At 72.3% G+C, this 19,057-nt stretch carries 19 protein-coding genes; 9 read left to right on the top strand and 10 right to left on the bottom strand.

Annotated features, from left to right (window positions below; genetic code table 11):
* Window positions 1-14: 14 nt before the first annotated feature.
* Entirely contained in the window at window positions 15-641 is a 627-nt protein-coding gene (locus AB0937_RS30145; protein ID WP_366716011.1) for a TetR/AcrR family transcriptional regulator, read from the bottom strand.
* 15 nt (window positions 642-656) lie between these two features.
* Window positions 657-1,445: an SDR family oxidoreductase gene (locus AB0937_RS30140; RefSeq protein ID WP_366716009.1), complete on the bottom strand. Its 789-nt coding sequence runs from the start codon at window positions 1,443-1,445 to the stop codon at window positions 657-659.
* Window positions 1,446-1,518: 73 nt separating this feature from the next.
* On the opposite strand from AB0937_RS30140, the gene AB0937_RS30135 reads away from it, so the two are divergent.
* From AB0937_RS30135 to AB0937_RS30125, 3 genes are read left to right on the top strand one after another with little or no spacing between them, the layout of a single operon-like run.
* Window positions 1,519-2,382: an enoyl-CoA hydratase gene (locus AB0937_RS30135; RefSeq protein ID WP_366716007.1), complete on the top strand. Its 864-nt coding sequence runs from the start codon at window positions 1,519-1,521 to the stop codon at window positions 2,380-2,382.
* A complete protein-coding gene (locus AB0937_RS30130; RefSeq protein ID WP_366716005.1) occupies window positions 2,382-3,677 on the top strand; it encodes an acyl-CoA dehydrogenase family protein in 1,296 nt (431 codons plus the stop codon). Before AB0937_RS30135 ends, AB0937_RS30130 begins: the two co-directional genes overlap by 1 nt.
* Complete coding sequence (locus AB0937_RS30125) at window positions 3,677-4,678, top strand: acyl-CoA dehydrogenase family protein (RefSeq protein WP_366716181.1); 1,002 nt, start codon at window positions 3,677-3,679, stop codon at window positions 4,676-4,678. The genes AB0937_RS30130 and AB0937_RS30125 overlap by 1 nt, the downstream gene beginning before the upstream one ends.
* Before the next feature lie 18 nt (window positions 4,679-4,696).
* Here AB0937_RS30125 and AB0937_RS30120 read toward each other — a convergent pair whose 3' ends face one another.
* Genes AB0937_RS30120 through AB0937_RS30105 form a run of 4 tightly spaced genes read right to left on the bottom strand, consistent with a single transcriptional unit; the run spans window position 4,697 to window position 8,185 of the window.
* On the bottom strand, window positions 4,697-5,761 hold the full coding sequence (locus AB0937_RS30120) for a nitronate monooxygenase (protein ID WP_366716003.1): 1,065 nt from the start codon (window positions 5,759-5,761) through the stop codon (window positions 4,697-4,699).
* Window positions 5,758-6,528, bottom strand: coding sequence for a CoA-transferase (locus tag AB0937_RS30115; RefSeq protein WP_366716001.1), 771 nt, complete (start codon window positions 6,526-6,528; stop codon window positions 5,758-5,760). The genes AB0937_RS30120 and AB0937_RS30115 overlap by 4 nt, the downstream gene beginning before the upstream one ends.
* Window positions 6,525-7,388 carry a CoA-transferase gene (locus AB0937_RS30110; RefSeq protein ID WP_366715999.1) on the bottom strand — a complete coding sequence of 288 codons (864 nt, stop codon included), beginning with the start codon at window positions 7,386-7,388 and terminating at the stop codon, window positions 6,525-6,527. Before AB0937_RS30110 ends, AB0937_RS30115 begins: the two co-directional genes overlap by 4 nt.
* The gene (locus AB0937_RS30105; RefSeq protein WP_366715997.1) at window positions 7,385-8,185 is read right to left on the bottom strand and encodes an enoyl-CoA hydratase family protein; all 801 of its coding nucleotides are present in this window, start codon (window positions 8,183-8,185) and stop codon (window positions 7,385-7,387) included. The genes AB0937_RS30110 and AB0937_RS30105 overlap by 4 nt, the downstream gene beginning before the upstream one ends.
* A gap of 79 nt (window positions 8,186-8,264) precedes the next feature.
* Between AB0937_RS30105 and AB0937_RS30100 the strand changes: the two genes are divergently transcribed.
* The gene (locus tag AB0937_RS30100; protein WP_366715995.1) at window positions 8,265-9,041 is read left to right on the top strand and encodes an SDR family oxidoreductase; all 777 of its coding nucleotides are present in this window, start codon (window positions 8,265-8,267) and stop codon (window positions 9,039-9,041) included.
* Between the two features lie 40 nt (window positions 9,042-9,081).
* Window positions 9,082-9,990: an SDR family oxidoreductase gene (locus AB0937_RS30095; protein ID WP_366715993.1), complete on the top strand. Its 909-nt coding sequence runs from the start codon at window positions 9,082-9,084 to the stop codon at window positions 9,988-9,990.
* A 208-nt stretch (window positions 9,991-10,198) separates the two neighbouring features.
* Here AB0937_RS30095 and AB0937_RS30090 read toward each other — a convergent pair whose 3' ends face one another.
* Window positions 10,199-10,981, bottom strand: a complete 783-nt coding sequence (locus AB0937_RS30090; RefSeq protein WP_366715991.1) for a TSUP family transporter — start codon at window positions 10,979-10,981, stop codon at window positions 10,199-10,201.
* Between the two features lie 228 nt (window positions 10,982-11,209).
* On the opposite strand from AB0937_RS30090, the gene AB0937_RS30085 reads away from it, so the two are divergent.
* From AB0937_RS30085 to nirD, 3 genes are read left to right on the top strand one after another with little or no spacing between them, the layout of a single operon-like run.
* Complete coding sequence (locus AB0937_RS30085; RefSeq protein ID WP_366715989.1) at window positions 11,210-12,427, top strand: FAD-dependent oxidoreductase; 1,218 nt, start codon at window positions 11,210-11,212, stop codon at window positions 12,425-12,427.
* Complete coding sequence (gene nirB, locus AB0937_RS30080; protein ID WP_366715987.1) at window positions 12,427-15,045, top strand: nitrite reductase large subunit NirB; 2,619 nt, start codon at window positions 12,427-12,429, stop codon at window positions 15,043-15,045. Before AB0937_RS30085 ends, nirB begins: the two co-directional genes overlap by 1 nt.
* A complete protein-coding gene (nirD, locus tag AB0937_RS30075; RefSeq protein WP_366715985.1) occupies window positions 15,042-15,392 on the top strand; it encodes a nitrite reductase small subunit NirD in 351 nt (116 codons plus the stop codon). Before nirB ends, nirD begins: the two co-directional genes overlap by 4 nt.
* 67 nt (window positions 15,393-15,459) lie before the next feature.
* On the opposite strand, the gene AB0937_RS30070 is transcribed toward nirD, so the two are convergent.
* Window positions 15,460-15,822, bottom strand: coding sequence for a hypothetical protein (locus tag AB0937_RS30070; RefSeq protein WP_366716195.1), 363 nt, complete (start codon window positions 15,820-15,822; stop codon window positions 15,460-15,462).
* Between AB0937_RS30070 and AB0937_RS30065 the strand changes: the two genes are divergently transcribed.
* Window positions 15,719-16,072, top strand: coding sequence for a peptidase inhibitor family I36 protein (locus tag AB0937_RS30065; protein ID WP_366715983.1), 354 nt, complete (start codon window positions 15,719-15,721; stop codon window positions 16,070-16,072). The genes AB0937_RS30070 and AB0937_RS30065 overlap by 104 nt on opposite strands.
* A 98-nt stretch (window positions 16,073-16,170) precedes the next feature.
* Here AB0937_RS30065 and AB0937_RS30060 read toward each other — a convergent pair whose 3' ends face one another.
* Together AB0937_RS30060 and AB0937_RS30055 are read right to left on the bottom strand one after the other, a co-directional pair.
* The gene (locus tag AB0937_RS30060; protein ID WP_366716179.1) at window positions 16,171-17,865 is read right to left on the bottom strand and encodes a SulP family inorganic anion transporter; all 1,695 of its coding nucleotides are present in this window, start codon (window positions 17,863-17,865) and stop codon (window positions 16,171-16,173) included.
* Window positions 17,866-18,377: 512 nt separating this feature from the next.
* On the bottom strand, window positions 18,378-18,983 hold the full coding sequence (locus AB0937_RS30055) for a carbonic anhydrase (protein ID WP_366715981.1): 606 nt from the start codon (window positions 18,981-18,983) through the stop codon (window positions 18,378-18,380).
* Window positions 18,984-19,057: the final 74 nt, after the last annotated feature.

Below are 19,057 nucleotides of genomic sequence, written 5' to 3'. Positions count from 1 at the left end.
AGCTGCGGGTCTGTTCATGAGCCGCGCAGGGCGATGCCCTCCAGCACCATCGACAGGTACTGGCGGGCGATCTCCTCGGGACTGTGCCGGCCGCCCGGCCGGTACCAGGACGCGGCGACCCAGACCGTGTCTCGCACGAAGCGGTAGGTGAGCCGCACGTCCAGGTCGGCACGGAACACCTCCGCGGCCACACCACGCTCCAGCGTGCCCAGCCACGCCTTCTCGAACTTCTGCTGCGACGCGGCGAGATACGCGAAACGCGGCCTGTCTCCGAGGTGCCTGGACTCCTTCTGGTAGATGGCGACCGCGTCGAGGTGCCGGTCGATCTCCCGGAAGGACTCGGTCACGAGCGCCTCCAGCGTCTCCCGGGGTCCGAGCCCGGCGCCGAGCACGGCGTCGTACCGGGCCCAGAGCTCGTCCAGGAAGCCGGAGAGGATCTCGTCCAGCATCGACTCCTTGGAGTCGAAGTGGTAGTACAGACTGCCCGCCAGCATCCCCGCCGCGTCCGCGATCTTGCGGACGGTCGTGGCGTTGTACCCCTGCTCGGCGAAGGCCCGGGCCGCGATGGCCAGCAGCTCCCCGCGCCGCTCGGGCGGACTCACCGCGGACTTCTTCTGGTCGCTGTCGCTGCGTTTCGGCACCGGAGCATTCTCGCCTCATGGGTGCTGGCTGCTGACCGACAGGACCTCGCCGGTCAGGTACGACGAGTAGCCGGAGGCCAGGAACACGATCACGTTGGCCACCTCCCACGGTTCGGCGTAGCGTCCGAACGCCTCCCGGCCGGTCAGTTCCTCCAGCAGTTCGGGGGTGGTGACCTTGGCGAGGTGCGGGTGCATGGCCAGGCTCGGGGAGACGGCGTTCACCCGCACCCCGTAGGCGGCGGCCTCCACCGCGGCGCATCGGGTGAGGGCCATGACACCGGCCTTGGCGGCGGCGTAGTGGGCCTGCCCCCGCTGCGCGCGCCAGCCGATCACCGAGGCGTTGTTGACGACGACGCCGCCGGCGCCCGAGGCCTTCATGCGGCGCAGTGCGGCCCGGGTGCAGCGGAACGTGCCGTTGAGGGTGACGTCGAGGACCTTGTCCCACTGCTCGTCGGTCATGTCGACGACGTCTGCGGTGCCGCCGAGGCCCGCGTTGTTCACGACGATGTCCAGCCGTCCGTGCCGCTCCTCGGCATGGTCGAACAGTGCGCTGACCTGGTCCTCGTCCGTGACGTCACAGGGCAGTGCGGTGACGCGGTCCACGCCGAACTCGGCGGCCAGTGCCGCTTCCGACTCCTTCAGCCGGCGGGCGTGGGCGTCGGAGACCACGAGCCGGGCGCCCTCCTCCAGCAGCCGCCGGGCGGTCGCGCCGCCGATCCCGGCGCCCGCGGCGGCGGTGACGACGGCCGTGCGGCCGGTCAGGAGGTCATGGCCGCGCGGGTACGGCGGTGGGACCGAGGTCATGGACGGCTCCCGGCGGCTCTCGACTGCTGACGGGCCGTAGATTAACCTACCAAACAATTGTTAGGGAAGGAGCATGCGGATGCCCGCCGATCGCACGACGCCCCCGGAGCCCGTCCGTTACGAGCGCCGCGGCACCGTCGCCCTGGTGACGATGGACCGGCCCGAGTACCGCAACGCCCAGAACTCCGCGATGACCTACGCCCTGGACCGGGCCTTCTACCGCGCTGCGGACGACGACGAGGTGAAGGTCGTGGTCCTCGCCGGAGCGGGGAAGCACTTCTCCGCCGGCCACGACATCGGCACCCCGGAGCGGGACGCGCACCTGCCGTTCGACCGCAGGGCCGGGCTGTGGTGGGACCACTCGGACAAGTCGGGGGCCGAGAGCCGCTTCGCCCGTGAGTCCGAGGTGTACCTGGGCATGTGCCGGCGCTGGCGCGAACTGCCCAAGCCGGTCATCGCCTCGGTGCAGGGGGCGTGCGTGGCCGGGGGGCTGATGCTGGCGTGGGTGTGCGACCTGATCGTCGCCTCCGAGGACGCCTTCTTCGCCGACCCGGTGGTGCGCATGGGCATCCCGGGGGTCGAGTACTTCGCCCACCCCTGGGTGATGCCGCCGCGGGTCGCCAAGGAGTTCCTCTACACCGGCGACCGGATGTCCGCGCAGCGCGCCTACGAAGTCGGCATGGTCAACCGGGTCGTACCCCGCGAGGAACTCGGTCGGCACACAATGGAGTTGGCGGAGCGGGTCGCGGAGATGCCCCGCATGGGTCTGGCGTTGGCCAAGCGGGCCGTCAACCAGGCCGAGGACCTCCAGGGCCTGCATGCGGGGCTGGACTCGGTCTTCGGGCTGCACCATCTCGCCCACGCCCACAACGCGGAGACGAGCGAGGACTCGCTCGGCGGGATGGACGTGCGGGCGATGAAGGAGGCACGCCGCTGATGGATCTCGCCTTCACCGCCGCCGAGAACGCCTTCCGGTCCGGGGCCCGGGAGTGGCTCGCCTCCCATGTGCCGTCCGTCCCGCTGCCGTCGCTGGAGACCGCGGAGGGGTTCGCGGCCCACCGGGAGTGGGAGCGGACGCTGTTCGCCGACCGCTGGTCGGTGGTGTCCTGGCCCGAGGCGTTCGGCGGCCGTGGGGCCTCCCTGCTGGAGTGGCTGATCTTCGAGGAGGAGTACTACCAGGCCGGTGCGCCGGGCCGGGTCTCCCAGAACGGCATCAGCCTCCTCGCGCCCACCCTCTTCGAGCACGGCACCGACGAGCAGCGTGCGCGGATCCTGCCGTCCATGGCGAGCGGCCAGGTGATCTGGGCGCAGGCCTGGTCCGAGCCCGAGGCGGGTTCCGATCTGGCCTCCTTGCGGTCCACCGCCGTACGGACGGAGGGCGGCTTTCGCATCAGCGGCCAGAAGACGTGGTCGTCCCGGGCGGCCTTCGCCGACCGCGCGTTCGGCCTGTTCCGCAGCGAGCCGGACGCGGACCGGCCGCACCGGGGCCTGACGTATCTGATGTTCCCGCTGGACGCGGACGGGGTCACCGTACGGCCCATCGGGCGGCTGGACGGCAAGCCCGCCTTCGCCGAGCTGTTCCTCGACGACGTGTTCGTGCCGGACGAGGACGTCATCGGGGAGCCGGGGCAGGGCTGGCGGGTCGCGATGAGCACCACCGGCAACGAGCGTGGACTGACCCTGCGCAGCCCCGGCCGCTTCACCGCCGCGGCCGACCGGCTGACCGCGCTGTGGCAAGCCGCCCATGCCCCGGCTTCCGGATCCGGTCCCAGGTCCGGCTCGGGCCACGGCTCGGGCTCGGGCCACGGCTCGGGCTCGGGCCACGGCTCGGGCTCCCGCTCCTGCTCCCGCTCCTGCTCCTGCTCCTGCTCCTGCTCCTGCGAGACCGCCCTCCGCGACCGGGTCGCCGACGCGGTGATCGGGGCGCGTGCCTACCAGTTGTTCACCTACGCCCATGCCTCACGCATCGCCGCCGGTGGGTCGATCGGCGCCGAGTCCAGCCTCAACAAGGTCTTCTGGTCCGAGCTGGACATCGCCCTGCACGAGACCGCCCTCGATCTGCTCGGCCCCTGCGGCGAGCTGTCCGACCAGGCCACCGAAGCGGCGGCACACGGCAGTTGGGCGGAGGGGCACACCTTCTCCCTGGCCGGACCGATCTATGCGGGCACCAACGAGATCCAGCGGGACATCATCGCCGAGCGGCTGCTCGGCCTGCCGAAGGGACGCCGGTGATGCGGTTCCTCCTGGACGACGGGCAGCGGGAGTTCGCCCGCACTCTGGACGGCATGCTCGGCTCCGTCGGCACACCCGGCGTCGTTCGGTCCTGGGCGACCGGCGACCACGGGCCCGGACGCGTTTTGTGGAGTCGGCTCGCGCAGGCCGGTGTCTTCGCCCTCGCCGTTCCGGAGGAGCACGAGGGTCTGGGGCCGCTGCCCGTCGAACTGGCCGTGGCCTTCGGTGAACTGGGCCGTCATGCCGTGCCCGGTCCACTGGTCGAGACGGTCGCCGCAGGTGCCCTGCTGGGCCGGCTCGGGGGTCACACGGCCCGGGCCTGGCTGCCGCAGCTGGCGTCCGGCAAGTCCGTGGCGTCCCTGTGCGTCCTCACTCCAGGAGGCAGCCCCTACGCCCTGGACGCCGACGCCGCCGACGCGGTGTTCGTCGTGGACGGCGACACCGTACGCCTCACGCAGTCGCACGGCCCGGTACAGCCGTCGGCCGACCCGGCGCGGCGCCTGGCCCGCCCGCTCGGCGGAGTGGTCCTGGAGCAGGGGCCCTCGGTGCGGACGGCCGCCGCGCACGCCGCGGATGTCGCCGCGCTGGCCACGGCCGCGCAAGCCCTCGGGCTGGGACGGGAACTGCTGGAACGCACCGTGGAGTACGTGCGGCAGCGCACTCAGTTCGGGGTGTCCGTCGGATCGTTCCAGGCGGTGAAGCACCGCCTGGCCGACACCCTCATCGCCCTGGAGTTCGCCCAGCCGCTGGTCCACGCCGCCGCCCTCGCCTTGGCGGCGGACGAACCCACGGCGGGCCGGGAGGTCGCCGCGGCGAAGGTGACGGCCTGCGAAGCGGCGTACGGGGCGGCGCGGACCGCCCTGCAACTCCACGGCGCTGTCGGTTACACCGAAGAACTGGACATGTCCCTGTGGATCCGCAAGGCCCGCCCCTTGCGCACCGCCTGGGGCACCCCGGCCGCCTGCCGGGCGCGGGTCCTCGCGCCGCGGGACCGACGATGAGCCGCGCACGTGCCACCCTCACGCGTGCGTCGGCAGCCGGCCCAGAGCCACGTGTGCCTCCGCCATGATCCGGTCGACGAGTTCGGCACAGGACGGCAGGTCGTCGATCAGTCCCCCGACCTGTCCGCAGGCCATCACGCCCAGGTCGGTGCGGCCGTCGACCATCGCGGCCTTGAGCAGCATCGGGGTGTTGGCCGCCAGGAGGACCTGGCTCCAGGTCAGTTCCCTGCCGTGTCGCATCGCCAGACCGTCGCGCACCAGGGCGGCCCAGCTCATGCCCGACTCCCGTTTGAAGGCGGAGACGTGCCGAAAGGCGCGCAGGAGGGAGGTCATGCGGCCGGAGCGCTCCAGCGCGTCCACGAGGTCGCTGCGCAGCATCCGGTGGGGCAGGCCGTCGACCTTGGTGGTGACGGTGACGTCCTGGACACCCGCCGCGAGGTAGCGGGCCTTGACCGCGTCGGGGACGGTGCTGTCGGAGGTGAGCAGGAAGCGGGTGCCCATGGCGATGCCGGCGGCGCCGTAGGCCAGGGCGGCCACCAGTCCGCGTCCGTCCCGGAAGCCGCCGGCGGCGATCACCGGGATGCCGACGGCGTCCACGACCTGCGGCAGCAGCACGGTGGTGGCGACGCTGCCGGTGTGGCCGCCGCCCTCACCGCCCTGCACCAGCACGGCGTCCGCGCCCCAGGCCGCGACCTTCTCGGCGTGCCGCAGGGCACCCACGGAGGGGATGACGACCACCCCGGCGTCCTTCAGGCGGGCGATGAGTTCCGGCCTCGGCGCGAGGGCGAACGAGGCGACCTTCACGCCCTCGTCGAGGATGATCCGCACCCTTTCCCCCGCGTCTGAGGCATCGGCCCGCAGGTTGACCCCGAACGGCGCGCCGGTGCGGGACTTCACCTCGCGCACGGCCGAGCGCAGCTGTCGCGGAGTCATGGTGGCGGACGCGAGGATGCCCAGGGCTCCGGCGTCGGCGGCGGCGGAGACCAGGCGGGGCCCGGCCACCCACCCCATGCCGGTCTGGACGATGGGGGTGCGCACCCCGACGAGTTCGGTGAGGGCCGTGGCGATCGCGGTGCCGCTCATGCGGGCACCTCCCGGTCGCGGGCGCCCTTCGGGTCGACGACCTCGCGGATCAGGCGCAGCTCCTCGGTGGTGGGCTCACGGGTGTGCGGCACGTCATCGGGGACGGTGAGCGCGAAACCGGTGGCTTCGAGCACCTGCCCGACCGTGACGCCCGGGTGCAGCGAGCGCAGCCGCATCGAGTGGTCCGGTGTGGCGAAGTCGAAGACGCCCAGGTTGCTGACCACTTCCGGGACGTGGTGGAAGCGGGTGGCGGACGGGCCGGCCTCGGCGGCGCGGTCGTAGCCGACTCCGCAGACCATGTCGACCTGCTCGACGAAGACGCGCGGGGAGTGCTTGGGTACCCAGTAACTGGTCGGATTGTTCAGTGTGTTGACGGGTGCGCCCCGTACGCCCAGCAGTTGCCGGGCGGGGCGGGCCCAGTCGCCGATGCAGGAGATGTTCTGGTTTCCGTGGCGGTCGATCTGGGCGGCGCCCATCATCACGTGCCGCCGTCCCGTGGCCACGAGGGCCAGGTGCCGGCGGTACGGCAGCCAGCCCTCCACCACCCGGGCGCGGGCACCGAGCACCGGGACGTCGCCGATCAGCAGTGCCTCGCCGTCGGTGAGCAGCAGGTCGGGCGCGAAGGTCAGCTTCGCCAGCCGGGCGCCGATCGTGGGCACGGTGCCCATGGGGCTCGCCAGGACCTCCCCGGCGTGGCGCCAGGCCTCCGCGCAGGCCACGACGCAGTACTCGGCGCGCGTCGTCTCGTTCGCCGCAGGACTGTTCACGCCCGCTCCTCGTGGAATGCCGCGACTTCGGCCTGGTACGTCTCTTCGTCGGCGGACAGGAAGCGATCGGTGAAGGCCTGCCAGGTTTGCGGGGCGCGGGCGGCCTGAGCATAGGCGCGCTGGAAGGGCTCGTCGCGGTCGTGGTCGGGGGCGCAGGAGGTGAAGTGCGCGCCGTGGGGCGTCTGGACGACCCCGGTCACGAAGGCGCGCTCGACCAGGAGGGACTGGGGGGCCGCGTCCTTCAGCAGGTCGGCGGTGTCGACGAGTTGCTCGCAGGAGACGTACGCGGCGTCGGCGGCCTGGCAGAAGAGGTCGTCGAAGTACGGGTCGGGCCCGAGGTAGCGGGCGTTGCCTCGGGCGTCCGCCCGGTTGAGGTGTACCAGCGCCGCGTCCAGGCGCAGCGCCGGGACCGCGACGAACTCCTCGCCGTCCTCGTAGGGCGAGACCACCGTGCGCAGGTGCGGGTTGACCCGCATCACGTCGGAGCCGAGCCCGGCCCGGACCGGCAGGAAGGGCAGCCGCTGCGCGGCGGCGGTCAGGCCCCACATGAACATCGCCTCGTCCAGCTCGACCAGGTCGAAGGCAGCGCGCTGCCGTGCCGCCGTGAAGTGCGGTTCCAGGGGGACGGAGTCGAGGGTGGCGAAGGCCGCGACGAGCTTTCGGATCCGTCCGGCTGCCGCGAGCAGGCCGACGTCCGGGCCGCCGTAGCTGACGACGGTGAGGTCGGTGACGTCCGAGCGCAGCAGCGCGCGGACCAGTGCCATCGGCTTGCGCCGGGACCCCCAGCCGCCGATCCCGATCGTCATGCCGCTGCGCAGACGCGCGACGACCTCGTCGGCGGTCATCGTCTTGTCGCTCACCGCGCCTCCCCCTCGTACGAGTTGGACGACATGGATGGCCCTGCCGCCGCGGACGGCTCGGCCGACACGAAGGCCTCGCGATACCGGTCGGAGATGCCGCTGAGGTTGGCTTCGAAGGTGAAGCCCTGCTCGAAGCGGTAGCTGCGGCGGACGTCCACGGGGTCGATGCCGTTGATCGACGCCTTGGCGAAGCGGATGAGCAGTCCGTCCTTGGCGGCGATCTCCCTGGCCAGTTCCAAGGCCGCGGCGTGCAGTTGCCCGCGCGGTACGACCCGCCACACCGAGCCGTGGCGGTGCAGTTCCTCGGCCGTCACGGTGCGCGAGGTGTAGTAGAGCGTCCGCATCAGGTGCTGCGGGACCAGCCGGGCCAGATGGGTGGCCGCGCCGAGCGCGCCCCGGTCCAGCTCGGGCAGCCCGAAGGACGCGTCGTCGCTCGCCACGATCGAGTCGGCGTTGCCCACCAGCCCGATACCGCCGCCCACACAGAAGCCCTGCACCGCGGCGACCACCGGGACCTCGCACTCGTAGATCGCAGCGAACGCCTCGTAGCAGCCGCGGTTGGTGCCGACCAGCGCCGTGTAGCCCTCGGTGCGCTGCATCTCCTTGATGTCGGCGCCGGCGTTGAACCCGCGCCCGGTGGCGGTGAGGACGACGCAGCGCACGCCGGGATCGGCGCCGGCCGCGCGTACCGCGGCGGCCAGGTCGTACCAGCCCTGTACGGGAAGGGCGTTGACCGGTGGGAAGTCCACGGTGATGACGGTGATGCCCTCTTCGGGGCTTGCGGTGGAGACACCCATGGGCGGATCAGCTACCTTTCCACCAAACGTTTGTTAGGCACGAAGGTAGCAGCGGAGTACGCGTCGCGGGAGGTCCCTCATGGCAGCGATCACCGATCTGAGCGGACGGGTCGCGGTGGTCACGGGCGGAACGAGGGGGGTGGGCGCCGGCGTCGCACGGGCTCTGCTGGAGGCCGGAGCCGAGGTGGTGACCTGCGCGCGGCACCCTGCGGACCAGCCGGTCGAAGCGGCCGGCCGCACGGCCCGGTTCCTTCCGGTCGACCTGCGCGACGGGGACGCCGTCGCCACGTTCTTCGCGCGGGTGAGCGGCGAGTACGGCCGGCTGGACGTCCTCGTCAACAACGCCGGCGGCACGCCGTACCGGCTGCTCCGGGAGGGCGGAGCCGTACGGCACTCCCGGGTCGTCGAGCTGAACCTGCTGGCCCCCCTGACCGCCTCCCTCGCCGCCTGCGAGCAGATGCGCTCGCAGCCGGGCGGCGGCTCGATCGTCATGATCGGCAGTGTCAGCGGCAGCCGTCCGTCCCCGGGCTCGGCGGCCTACGGCGCGGCCAAGGCGGGGCTGGAAAGCCTGGCCCGCAGCATGGCCGTGGAGTGGGCCCCGGACATCAGGGTCAACACCCTGGTCCTCGGCATGGTCCGCACCGAGCTGTCACACCTGCACTACGGCGACGAGAGCGGCATCGAGGCCGTGGGACGCACGGTGCCGCTCGGCCGGCTGGCCGACCCCGCCGAGGTCGGCGACGCCTGCGTCTTCCTCGCCTCCGAACGCGCCTCGTACATCAGCGGCGCGAGCCTGCTCGTCCACGGCGGCGGCGAACGCCCGGCCTTCCTCGACGCCGCCACCGCCGGCAACTGACCCCCTGAACCGGCGAGACCAGCCAACGAGAGGACCCAGCATGTCCGGACTGTGCAGCGAACGTGTCGCGATCGTCACCGGGGCGGGGCGCGGGCTCGGCCGGGCGCACGCCCTCGCTCTCGCCGCCGAGGGGGCGAAGGTCGTCGTCAACGACCTCGGTGTCGGTCGCGACGGCACCGGAACCGAGGCGGGCCCCGCACGGCTCGTCGCCGAAGAGATCGTCGCCCGCGGCGGGCAGGCGGTCGCCCACGGCGGGGACGTCGCCACGACCGAGGGGGCGGCCTCGCTGATCCGCACCGCCGTCGAGACCTACGGCCGTCTCGACACCCTGGTCAACAACGCCGGCTTCCTGCGCGACCGCACGCTGGTGAACCTCGACGAGGACGACTGGGACGCCGTCCTGCGCGTCCACCTCAAGGGACACTTCCTTCCGCTGAAGCACGCGGCGTCCCACTGGCGGGCGGAGGCCAAGGCGGGCCGTGCCCCACAGGCCCGGGTCGTCAACACCAGCAGCGGGGCGGGACTGCTGGGCAGCGTCGGCCAGGGCAACTACTCCGCGGCCAAGGCGGGGATCGTCGGGCTGACGCTGGTCGCCGCAGCCGAGATGGGCCGCTACGGCGTCCTGGTCAACGCCCTCGCCCCGGCGGCCCGCACCCGGATGACCGAGACGACGTTCGCCGAGACCATGGCGGCCCCCGGCGCGGGTTTCGACGCCATGGCACCGGAGAACGTGTCCCCGCTCGTGGTGTGGCTGGGCTCCGCGGCCTCGGCAGGCGTGACGGGGCGCGTCTTCGAGGCGGAGGGCGGCCGCATCACGGTCATGGAGGGATGGCACCCCGGCCCCACGGCGGACAAGGGCGCCCGCTGGTCCCCGGCGGAGGCCGGGGAGACCACGCTCAAGCTCCTCGCGGAGGCGAGGCCGCCGGAGCCGGTGTACGGCGCGCGATGAGGACCGGCGGGGCGTACACCGCGCTGAGCGAAGAGACAGAACCTGGTGCCGCGGCAGGCAACGTTCGCCCCGTCTCGACGCCCGGCACGCCCTCTCGCCGCACCGGCCGAAAGCCCGAGTACGCCCAAGTACGAGGGCTTCCGGCCGGCACGCCGGGAGCACGCACCGGACGCCGCTCCTTCACGGGCAAACGTTGCCCGCCGCGGCACTAGGCGACCCACTGCTCGTACGCCAGGTTCCCCACCAGGGCGAAGACGACCGTCAGCAGCACGATGCGGACGAAGCCGCTGCCCCGCTTCAGGGCGGTGTGGGCGCCCAGGGTGCCGCCCGCCAGGTTGAAGAGGGCCATCAGGGCGGCCAGTTGCCACAGGACCGCGCCCTGCCAGGCGAAGGTCGCGAGGGCGCCCGCGTTGGTGCAGCAGTTGACGATCTTCGCGGTGGCGGACGCCGTGACGAGGTCGAGGTGGAGGATCGCGGTGAGCGCGAGGACCAGGAACGTGCCGGTGCCCGGGCCGATCAGACCGTCGTAGAAGCCGATGCCGAGGCCCGCGAGGCCGATCGCGGCGAGGATGCGTCGGGGGCCCGCCGGGCCGGTCGCGGGGGCCGTGCCGAAGGCGGGCCGCAGGATCACGAAGGCGGCCACCCCGAGCAGCACCACCATGATCACCGGCTTGAGGACGTCGGTGCTCATCCCGGCCGCGAAGAAGGCCCCGGCGGAGGACCCGGCGAGGGCGGCCAGCCCGATGCGGACGGCCGTCCTCACGTCCACCGGGGCCTTGCGGGCGTACGTCACCGCCGCGCCCGTGGTGCCGACGATGGCGACCGCCTTGTTCGTGCCGAGGGCGTGCGCGGCGGGCGTCCCGGACGGCAGTCCCAGGAGCAGCACCGGCAGCAGGAGCAGCCCGCCGCCACCGACCACGGCGTCGATCCACCCGGCGGCGAGTGCCGCGAGGCAGAGCAGGGCGATCATGGTCAGCGATATGTCGGGCATGATCGAGACCCTATGCGAGGCGCGTACCGCCGCCCTCTCAGCCCGCTGTCCCCGCACCCCGGGAACCCTCACAGCCCGCTGTCCCCGCACGTCGGGAACCCTCACAGCCCGCTGTCACCGCACGTCGGGAACCCTCACACCCGGCCCCCTCCCCCGCTGAGGGCAGCGTTCCCCGTGGGAAACAGACGTGATGCTGCCGGGTAACACCGGCACCGCACGCTCGAGTGCATGACCTCGAATGAGCGCGTGGTGGTGATCGGCACCGGCCTCGCGGGCGTACGGCTCGCCCGGCGGCTCGGTGAGCTCGGCACGCCCGCGCTGCTGATCGGCGAGGAGGAGCACCGGCCCTACAACCGGGTCCTGCTCGCCGAGGTGCTGGCCGGACGGTACAGCCCGGAGGTGATCGCCCTGCCGGCACCGGCGCGGATCATGCGCGGCCGGGTCGTCGGTGTGGACCGCGAGCAGCGGACCGTCGCCTGTGCGGACGGGACGGTGATCGCATACGACCGGCTCGTCCTCGCGACCGGCTCCAACGCCGTACTGCCGCCGCTGCGGGGGCTGTTCACCGAGAACCACGAACTGCCCGAAGGCGTCCACGCCTTCCGGACCATGGACGACTGCCTGGGGCTGTCGAAGTCGGTCCGGGCGGGCGCGCGGGCCGTCGTGGTGGGCGGTGGCCTCCTCGGGGTGTCGGCGGCCCGGGCGCTCGCCCTGCGCGGCGCACAGGTCGTACTGGCCCAGCAGTCCGAGCGGCTGATGGAGCGCCAGCTCGACCCGGCCGCCTCGAAGCTCGTCCAGCGGCATCTGACCGACCTGGGCGTCGAGGTGCACACCGAGTGCCGCGTGCGGGACGTGCGCTGCGTCGGCGGCGCGGTCCGCTCGGTGGAGATGGCCGACGGGTACGCGCTCGACGCCGACCTCGTCGTCGTCGCCTGCGGTGTCCACCCCCGGGTCGGTCTCGCACAGGCCGCCGGGCTCGACGTCCGCAAGGGCGTCGTCGTCGACGACGAGCTGCGCACCTCCGACCCGTACATCCACGCCGTCGGCGACTGCGCCCAGCACGCCGGAGTGCTCTACGGGCTCGCCACTCCCGCGCTCGAACAGGCTGACACACTCGCCGAGTTGCTGGCCGGGGACACGAGCGCCCAGTACACCGGCACGCGCTCGCTGACCCGGCTCACCCTCACGGGGCACGACAGCCCCTTCGACCTCGCCGCATTCGGCGAGACCGAGGCACTCCCGGGCGACGACGTCGTCCAGCTCGCCGACGCCACCCGCGGCACCTACCGCAAGGTCGTCGTCCGCGACGACCGCCTGGTCGGCGGGGTCCTCGTCGGCGAACTCGGCACCGTCGGCGCGCTCGCCCGCGCCTGGGAGGGAGCAGAGCCGCTCCCCTCCGACGGCGGCCCCCTGCTCCACCTGCTCACCAACGATGGAGGCTCCTGATGACCGCCACCCCGGAGGCCACGGAGGCCACCCCCACGATCGTGCTCGTCGGCCACGGCATGGTCGGCCAGCGCTTCCTCGAGGCGCTCGCCGAGCGCGGCCTGACCGCCACGCACCGCGTGGTCGTCCTCTGCGAGGAGCCGCGTCCGGCCTACGACCGCGTCGCGCTCACCTCGTACTTCTCGGGGAAGACCCCTGAGGACCTGTCCATGACGGACATGGAGTTCATCACCGCGCACGGCATCGAGCTGTACGTCGGCGACCCGGCGGTCTCCGTCGACCGCGAGGCCCGCGAGGTCACCGCCAGGTCCGGTGCGGTCTTCGCGTACGACACCCTCGTCCTCGCCACCGGCTCCTTCCCCTTCGTCCCGCCGGTTCCCCACAAGGACGCCGAGGGCTGTTTCGTCTACCGCACGATCGAGGACCTGCTCGCGATCGAGGAGTACGCCAAGTCGAAGGCCAAGGTGGGTGCCGTGGTCGGCGGCGGCCTGCTCGGCCTGGAGGCCGCGGGGGCGCTGAAGGGCCTCGGACTCACCTCCCACATCGTGGAGTTCGCTCCCCGGCTGATGCCCGTCCAGGTGGACGACGGCGGTGGTGCCGCGCTGCTGCGCACCATCGAGGAGATGGGCCTGACCGTCCACACGGGCGTGGGCACGCAGGAGATCCTGGTCGACTCCGAGGGCGCCGTCACCGGTATGAAGCTCTCCGACGGCTCCGAACTCGCCACCGACATGGTGGTGTTCTCCGCCGGTGTGCGGCCCCGCGACCAGCTGGCCCGCGACTGCGGACTGACGGTCGGCGAGCGCGGCGGCATCGCGGTGGACGAGCAGTGCCGTACGGTCGCCGACCCGCACGTCTTCGCGATCGGCGAGTGCGCGCTGGCCTCCGACGGCCGGGTGTACGGCCTGGTGGCACCGGGGTACGAGCAGGCCGAGACGGCGGCGGCCACGATCGCCTCCGACGAGGCGTCCTTCACCGGCGCCGACCTGTCCACCAAGCTGAAGCTGCTCGGCGTGGACGTGGCGTCCTTCGGCGACGCGCACGGCACCGCCGAGGACTGCCTGGACGTCGTCTACTCCGACTCCCGCGCGGGCCTGTACAAGAAGCTGGTCATCGGCCGTGACGGCACGCTGCTCGGCGGCATCCTGGTCGGCGACGCGGAGGCGTACGGCACGCTGAAGGCGTTCACCGGGTCGGTCCCGCCGGTCTCGCCCGAGTCGCTGGTGCTGCCGGCCGGTGCCGGTGAGTCCGTCCAGCTCGGCCCGTCGGCGCTGCCGGACGACGCGATCGTCTGCTCCTGCCACAACGTCTCCAAGGGCACGATCCGCGGCGCGGTCACCGACCACCAGTGCACGACCGTGCCCGAGGTGAAGAAGTGCACCAAGGCCGGCACCGGCTGCGGCTCCTGCGTCAAGGTCCTCGGCCAGCTCGTCAACGCCGAGCTGGAGGCCAGCGGCGTCGAGGTCGACAAGGGCCTGTGCGGCTGCTTCTCGCAGACCCGCGAGGAGCTGTACGAGATCGTCCTCGCGCTGCGCATCACCACCTTCCAGGACCTGCTGGACCAGCACGGCCGCGACGGGGCCCGGGGCGGTGACGGCTGCGAGGTCTGCAAGCCGGCCGTCGGCTCGATCATCGCCTCCCTCGCCCCGACGATCGGCGCGAGCGGCTACGTCCTGGACGGCGAGCAGGCGGCCCTCCAGGACACCAACGACCACTTCCTGGCCAACCTGCAGAAGAACGGCTCCTACTCGGTCGTGCCGCGGATCCCCGGCGGTGAGATCGCCCCGGAGAAGCTGATCGTGATCGGCGAGATCGCCCGCGACTTCGGCCTCTACACAAAGATCACCGGCGGTCAGCGGATCGACATGTTCGGTGCCCGCGTCGAGCAACTGCCGCTGATCTGGGCCCGGCTGGTCGACGCCGGCTTCGAGTCCGGCCACGCCTACGGCAAGTCGCTGCGCACGGTGAAGTCCTGCGTCGGCCAGACCTGGTGCCGTTACGGCGTCCAGGACTCCGTGAAGATGGCGATCGACCTGGAGCTGCGCTACCGGGGCCTGCGCTCGCCGCACAAGCTCAAGTCGGCGGTCTCCGGCTGCCAGCGCGAGTGCGCCGAGGCCCAGTCGAAGGACTTCGGCGTGATCGCCACGGCCAACGGCTGGAACCTCTACGTCGGCGGCAACGGCGGCGCGACCCCGCGCCACGCGGACCTGCTCGCGCAGGACCTGTCGGACGCCGAACTGGTCCGCCTGATCGACCGGTTCCTGATGTTCTACATCCGCACGGCCGACCGCCTGGAGCGGACCTCGACCTGGCTGGAGCGGATCCCCGGCGGCCTCGACCACGTGCGGGACGTCGTCGTCCACGACTCGCTCGGCATCTGTGACGAGCTGGAGCAGCTGATGCGGGCGCATGTCGCGCACTACCGCGACGAGTGGGCCGAGACCATCAACGACCCTGAGAAGCTCGCCCGGTTCGTGTCCTTCGTGAACGCCCCGGACACCCCGGACCCCGTCGTTGCCTTCGTGCCCGAGCGCGACCAGATGAAGCCCGACCTGCCGCTGCTGTCCATCGGCATGCGACCCGCCGCTGACGTACTGGAAGGAAGCGCCCAGCGATGACCCTGGCACCCGAGACCACCGACCTCAAGATTGAACTCGCCCTGGACGAAGACTGGTTCACGGTCTGCGACCTGAGCACGCTGCTCCCGGGCCGCGGGGTGGCCGCACTGCTGCCGGACGGCCGGCAGGCCGCGGTCTTCCGCGACCGCTCCGGCGACCTGTTCGCCATCGACAACCGCGACCCCTTCACCGGCGCGGCCGTCCTCTCCCGGGGCCTCACCGGCACCCACCAGGGCCGCCCCTTCGTCGCCTCGCCCCTCCTGAAGCAGCGCTTCGACCTGACGTCGGGCGAGTGCCTGGACGACGAGACGGTACGGGTGACCGCCTACAAGGTGCGGACGGCGTAGCCGGACGGCCGGAACAGGCCGGGAACAGGAGCACCCCTTCTCCGTGGAGGGGTGCTCTCTGCATTGCTCACGTCCCGGAGTGGGCTGTCGCCGGGGAGCGGGGTGCCTCGGCGGCACGTTCGCAGTGGGGCCAGTCGCCGAAGTCGCGGTCCCGGCTCCACAGGGTGCGGGCCGCCTGGATGTTCCACTCCGGGTCCAGGGCCTCGCGCGGCGTGCCGCCCAGCTCGCGCAGCCGGGCGTCGGAGATCTGGAACAGGCCCCAGTTCCGGGTGCCGTTGGTGTTCGGGAGGATGTGCAGCGGGTCCAGGAAGGACTGGCAGTCGGCGATGGCCACCGCCTTGTCGGGCACCTCGGCGAACGCGAGGTGTACAGCGCCTTCTTGGTCGGCTCCGCCACGCCACGTCTGTTTCTGGACGGGCGCCAACTTCACCGGCAGCAAGTGTTCGTGGGACGTGGCCGACCCCGACTGGCAGAGCGGTGCCGTCCGGTGTTCCTGGGCCGCGACGACCAACGTGAAGTCCGTGTGGAACGCCGGCACCAGCAGCTCCAGCGGTGTCGCGTACTACCGGGGCGCCGACTACTCCGACCGTGTCGGCTGCACCCGGCAGCAGCACGGCGGCAACCTGGCCGGTACCTACAAGGTCCGCTCCCACCGGTGGATCTCGGGCAGCTGCGGCTGAACCGGCCCCCGGCACCGACCCGGTGGCGTGCACACCCGGTCGGGTGTGCACGCCACCGCGGCATGTCCGGCGGCACGGCATGTCCGGCAGCGCGTGGGTCAGCCCACGAGGGGCGAACGCGCCTGCTCCTCCGGCAGGGGCCGGGTGTCGAGGTAGAACCACTCGGCGTCGGCGGTGGGCCAGGGTGGCGGTTCGGCCGCCGCCTCCTCCGGCGTGGAGACCGGGCGCCTCGGCAGCGGCGCCGTCGCGGGAGCCTCGAAGGCGGGTGCCTCGGAACCGGCGGGTGTCGCCTCCCCCGGCATCAGCAGTTCCACTCGCAGCCCCAGCCCCCGCTGCTGCGCGGTGAACTCCTCGACCTGGTTGCGGCAGGCGTGGTCCAGGTGGGTCACTCCGGTCAGGTCGAGGCGGATCCGGGGTTTCCCGGACGCCGCGGCCGCCTCCAGGGCGTCGATCACCTTCGGCAGCCGCAGGAAGGTGGCGTTGCCCGCCATGACGACCTTCGCCGTGTCCTGCTCGACGTGCTGGCGGACCACTGTCTGCGACATGCGCAGCGCGGCCAGCACGATCCCCGCGGCGAGGCCGAACAGCACGCCCTCCAGCAGCGCGGTCGCCACGATGACCAGCATGGTCAGCGTCATCACCGCGAACTCGCCCCTGTCCTGCCGCCACATCTTCGGGAACTCGGCGGGCCCGAACAGCTTCCAGCCGCTGTGCACGAGGACACCGGCCAGCACCGAGATCGGGATCAGCGCGAGCACCTGCGGCAGCAGCAGCGCGAACGCGAGCAGCCACAGGCCGTGCAGGGTGCGGGAGAGCCGGGTCTTGGCCCCGGCCTGGACGTTGGCGGAACTGCGCGCCACCACCGCGGTGATGGGGAGCGCGCCGAGGATGCCCGCGACGGTGTTGCCGGCGCCCTGCGCGATCAGCTCGGTGTTGTAGCGGGTGCGGGGACCGCTGTGCATGCGGTCCACGGCTGCGGCCGTGAAGAGGCTCTCCGCGGACGCGATGACCGTGAAGGTGAGGATGGCGGTGATGATCGTCCCGTCGGCGAGTCCCGCGAACTGCTCCGCACCCGGCACCTGCACCGAGTCGAGCAGATTGCCCACCTGGAGCGTCTTCACGTCCACGCCGGGCAGCGCGGCGACGACCACGCCGATGCCCACGGCGACCAGTGCGGCGGGGATCTTCCCGGCCGGCCCCGGCACCTTCTTCCACACGAAGCTGAGCACGACCGTGGCGACGCCGAGCAGGGTGGCGATCATCGCTTGCGGGTTCGTCAGGACGCCGGCCAGCAGCCCGGGGATACCGGCCATGTTCTCGATCGGGGTGCCGGGCGCCTTGGCGTCGGCCATCGGGTAGGCCTGGCTGAACATCAGCGGCACGCCGATGCCGGCGAGCATGCCCTGGACGACGGCCACGGAGATGGCCTGGAACATCCGGCCGAGGCGTACCAGTCCCAGGACGATCTGGAGGATGCCGGCGAACAGCACGATCACGCCGAGCATGGCCACGCCGACCTCGGCGACGGTCTCCGCGACCAGCGCGGCGAGGCCCGCGGCCGGGCCGCTGACCTGGAGCGTGCTGCCGCGGACCGCGCCCACGATGAGACCGCCGATCACCCCGGAGATGATTCCGAGCTCGGCGGGGACGCCGGAGGCGACGGCGACACCGATGCACAGGGGCAGGGCGACGAGGAAGACGACCAGGGAGGCGGTGATGTCGGTGACGAGGTCCCCCCTGGCTCCCCCCTTGCCGCCACCGCCCTTACCGCCAAGGCCCTTGGCGCCGCTCATCACGGCGCGCATCACCCCGCCGAGCGCGCCACCGCCCCCGGCGTCCGGACCGCCAGGAGTGCCGGGGCCACCCACGGCACCCGGCCCCCCTGGAGTGCCCTTACCACCCGCCGCGCCCGCCCGGCCCGCGGCATCCGGGCTGCCGCCCGGGAAGTCTCCGCCCGGCCCACGGTCCCAGTACCCCCCTGATCCGCTCCCGGCCCAACTGCCCGACCAGCCACCGGATTCCCCCACCGGCCCCCCGCCCGGCCAGCCACCGGATTCCCCCACCGGGCCCCCACCCGACCAGTCCCCCGCGCCCCCCACCGAACCTCCGCCCGGCCAACCCCCCGCATCCCCCACCGAACCCCCGCCCGGCCAACCCCCCGCATCCCCCACCGAACCGGCCGCCCCCCACTCGGCACCCCCCTGCGGCGGGCCGCCCGTCCGCCAGCCCCCCTCGCCGCCCGACAGCCCCCCGGACCGCCCACCCCCCGGGCCCGGCCGCGTCCTCCCCCGCGCGTGTGCCCCGCTCACGCGGCATGCACCCGGAAGTCGCCGTCGTCGCCGAGTTCGTACACGAACCCGGTGTCGACCTCGTAGTACCAGCCGTGCAGCCGGAGCCGGCCCGAGTCGAGGCGTTGCCGCACCACGGGGTAACTCCGCAGTGCCTCAAGCTGGTTGACGACGTTGCCCTGGGAGACCTCCGGCAGGGACGGGTCGTCCGGCGCGGTCCGGAGGACCGAGGTCAGCTCGGGCCGGGCGATGCGGAGCCAGGCGTCCACGCCGGGCAGCGCCGACAGGTCGTCGCCGGACTTCAGCGCACCCATCGCACCGCAGTGTGAGTGACCGCACACCACGATGTCCTGAACCCCGAGCACCTCCAGTGCGTACTCGATGGTGGCCGCCTCTCCACAGGCCCCGGGCCGCCCGTAAGGCGGCACGATATTGCCCGCGTTCCGGAGCTCGAATATCTCCCCGGGTCGCGCGGCCGTGATCATCGCGGGTATGACACGCGAGTCCGAGCAGGTAATGAACAGCACCTCCGGATATTGCCCTTCAGCCAGTTTCCGAAATTCGCCGCTGTCGAAATCGACGCGCGTCCTGAACGCACGCGCACGCTCCAGCAAAGCCTTCAAGACACTCTCCTGATCTGGGTGTTCATCCGATGCACCCCACCGTAGACCGCAGACCTACAGAGGAAGGTTAAGTA

Source organism: Streptomyces sp. NPDC047880 (assembly GCF_040706515.1).
Lineage (GTDB): Bacteria > Actinomycetota > Actinomycetes > Streptomycetales > Streptomycetaceae > Streptomyces.
This window is presented reverse-complemented; position numbering and strand designations above follow the sequence as displayed.

Bases quoted from the DNA above. Each gene is read 5' to 3' on its own strand.
- AB0937_RS30125 (WP_366716181.1), top strand. From the start codon at position 3,677: ATGCGGTTCCTCCTGGACGACGGGCAGCGGGAGTTCGCCCGCACTCTG.
- AB0937_RS30085 (WP_366715989.1), top strand. From the start codon at position 11,210: ATGACCTCGAATGAGCGCGTGGTGGTGATCGGCACCGGCCTCGCGGGC.
- AB0937_RS30090 (WP_366715991.1), bottom strand. From the start codon at position 10,981: ATGCCCGACATATCGCTGACCATGATCGCCCTGCTCTGCCTCGCGGCA.
- nirD (WP_366715985.1), top strand. From the start codon at position 15,042: ATGACCCTGGCACCCGAGACCACCGACCTCAAGATTGAACTCGCCCTG.
- AB0937_RS30095 (WP_366715993.1), top strand. From the start codon at position 9,082: ATGTCCGGACTGTGCAGCGAACGTGTCGCGATCGTCACCGGGGCGGGG.
- AB0937_RS30135 (WP_366716007.1), top strand. From the start codon at position 1,519: ATGCGGATGCCCGCCGATCGCACGACGCCCCCGGAGCCCGTCCGTTAC.
- nirB (WP_366715987.1), top strand. From the start codon at position 12,427: ATGACCGCCACCCCGGAGGCCACGGAGGCCACCCCCACGATCGTGCTC.
- AB0937_RS30120 (WP_366716003.1), bottom strand. From the start codon at position 5,761: ATGAGCGGCACCGCGATCGCCACGGCCCTCACCGAACTCGTCGGGGTG.
- AB0937_RS30140 (WP_366716009.1), bottom strand. From the start codon at position 1,445: ATGACCTCGGTCCCACCGCCGTACCCGCGCGGCCATGACCTCCTGACC.
- AB0937_RS30065 (WP_366715983.1), top strand. From the start codon at position 15,719: ATGGCCACCGCCTTGTCGGGCACCTCGGCGAACGCGAGGTGTACAGCG.
- AB0937_RS30100 (WP_366715995.1), top strand. From the start codon at position 8,265: ATGGCAGCGATCACCGATCTGAGCGGACGGGTCGCGGTGGTCACGGGC.
- AB0937_RS30130 (WP_366716005.1), top strand. From the start codon at position 2,382: ATGGATCTCGCCTTCACCGCCGCCGAGAACGCCTTCCGGTCCGGGGCC.
- AB0937_RS30060 (WP_366716179.1), bottom strand. From the start codon at position 17,865: ATGAGCGGCGCCAAGGGCCTTGGCGGTAAGGGCGGTGGCGGCAAGGGG.
- AB0937_RS30105 (WP_366715997.1), bottom strand. From the start codon at position 8,185: ATGGGTGTCTCCACCGCAAGCCCCGAAGAGGGCATCACCGTCATCACC.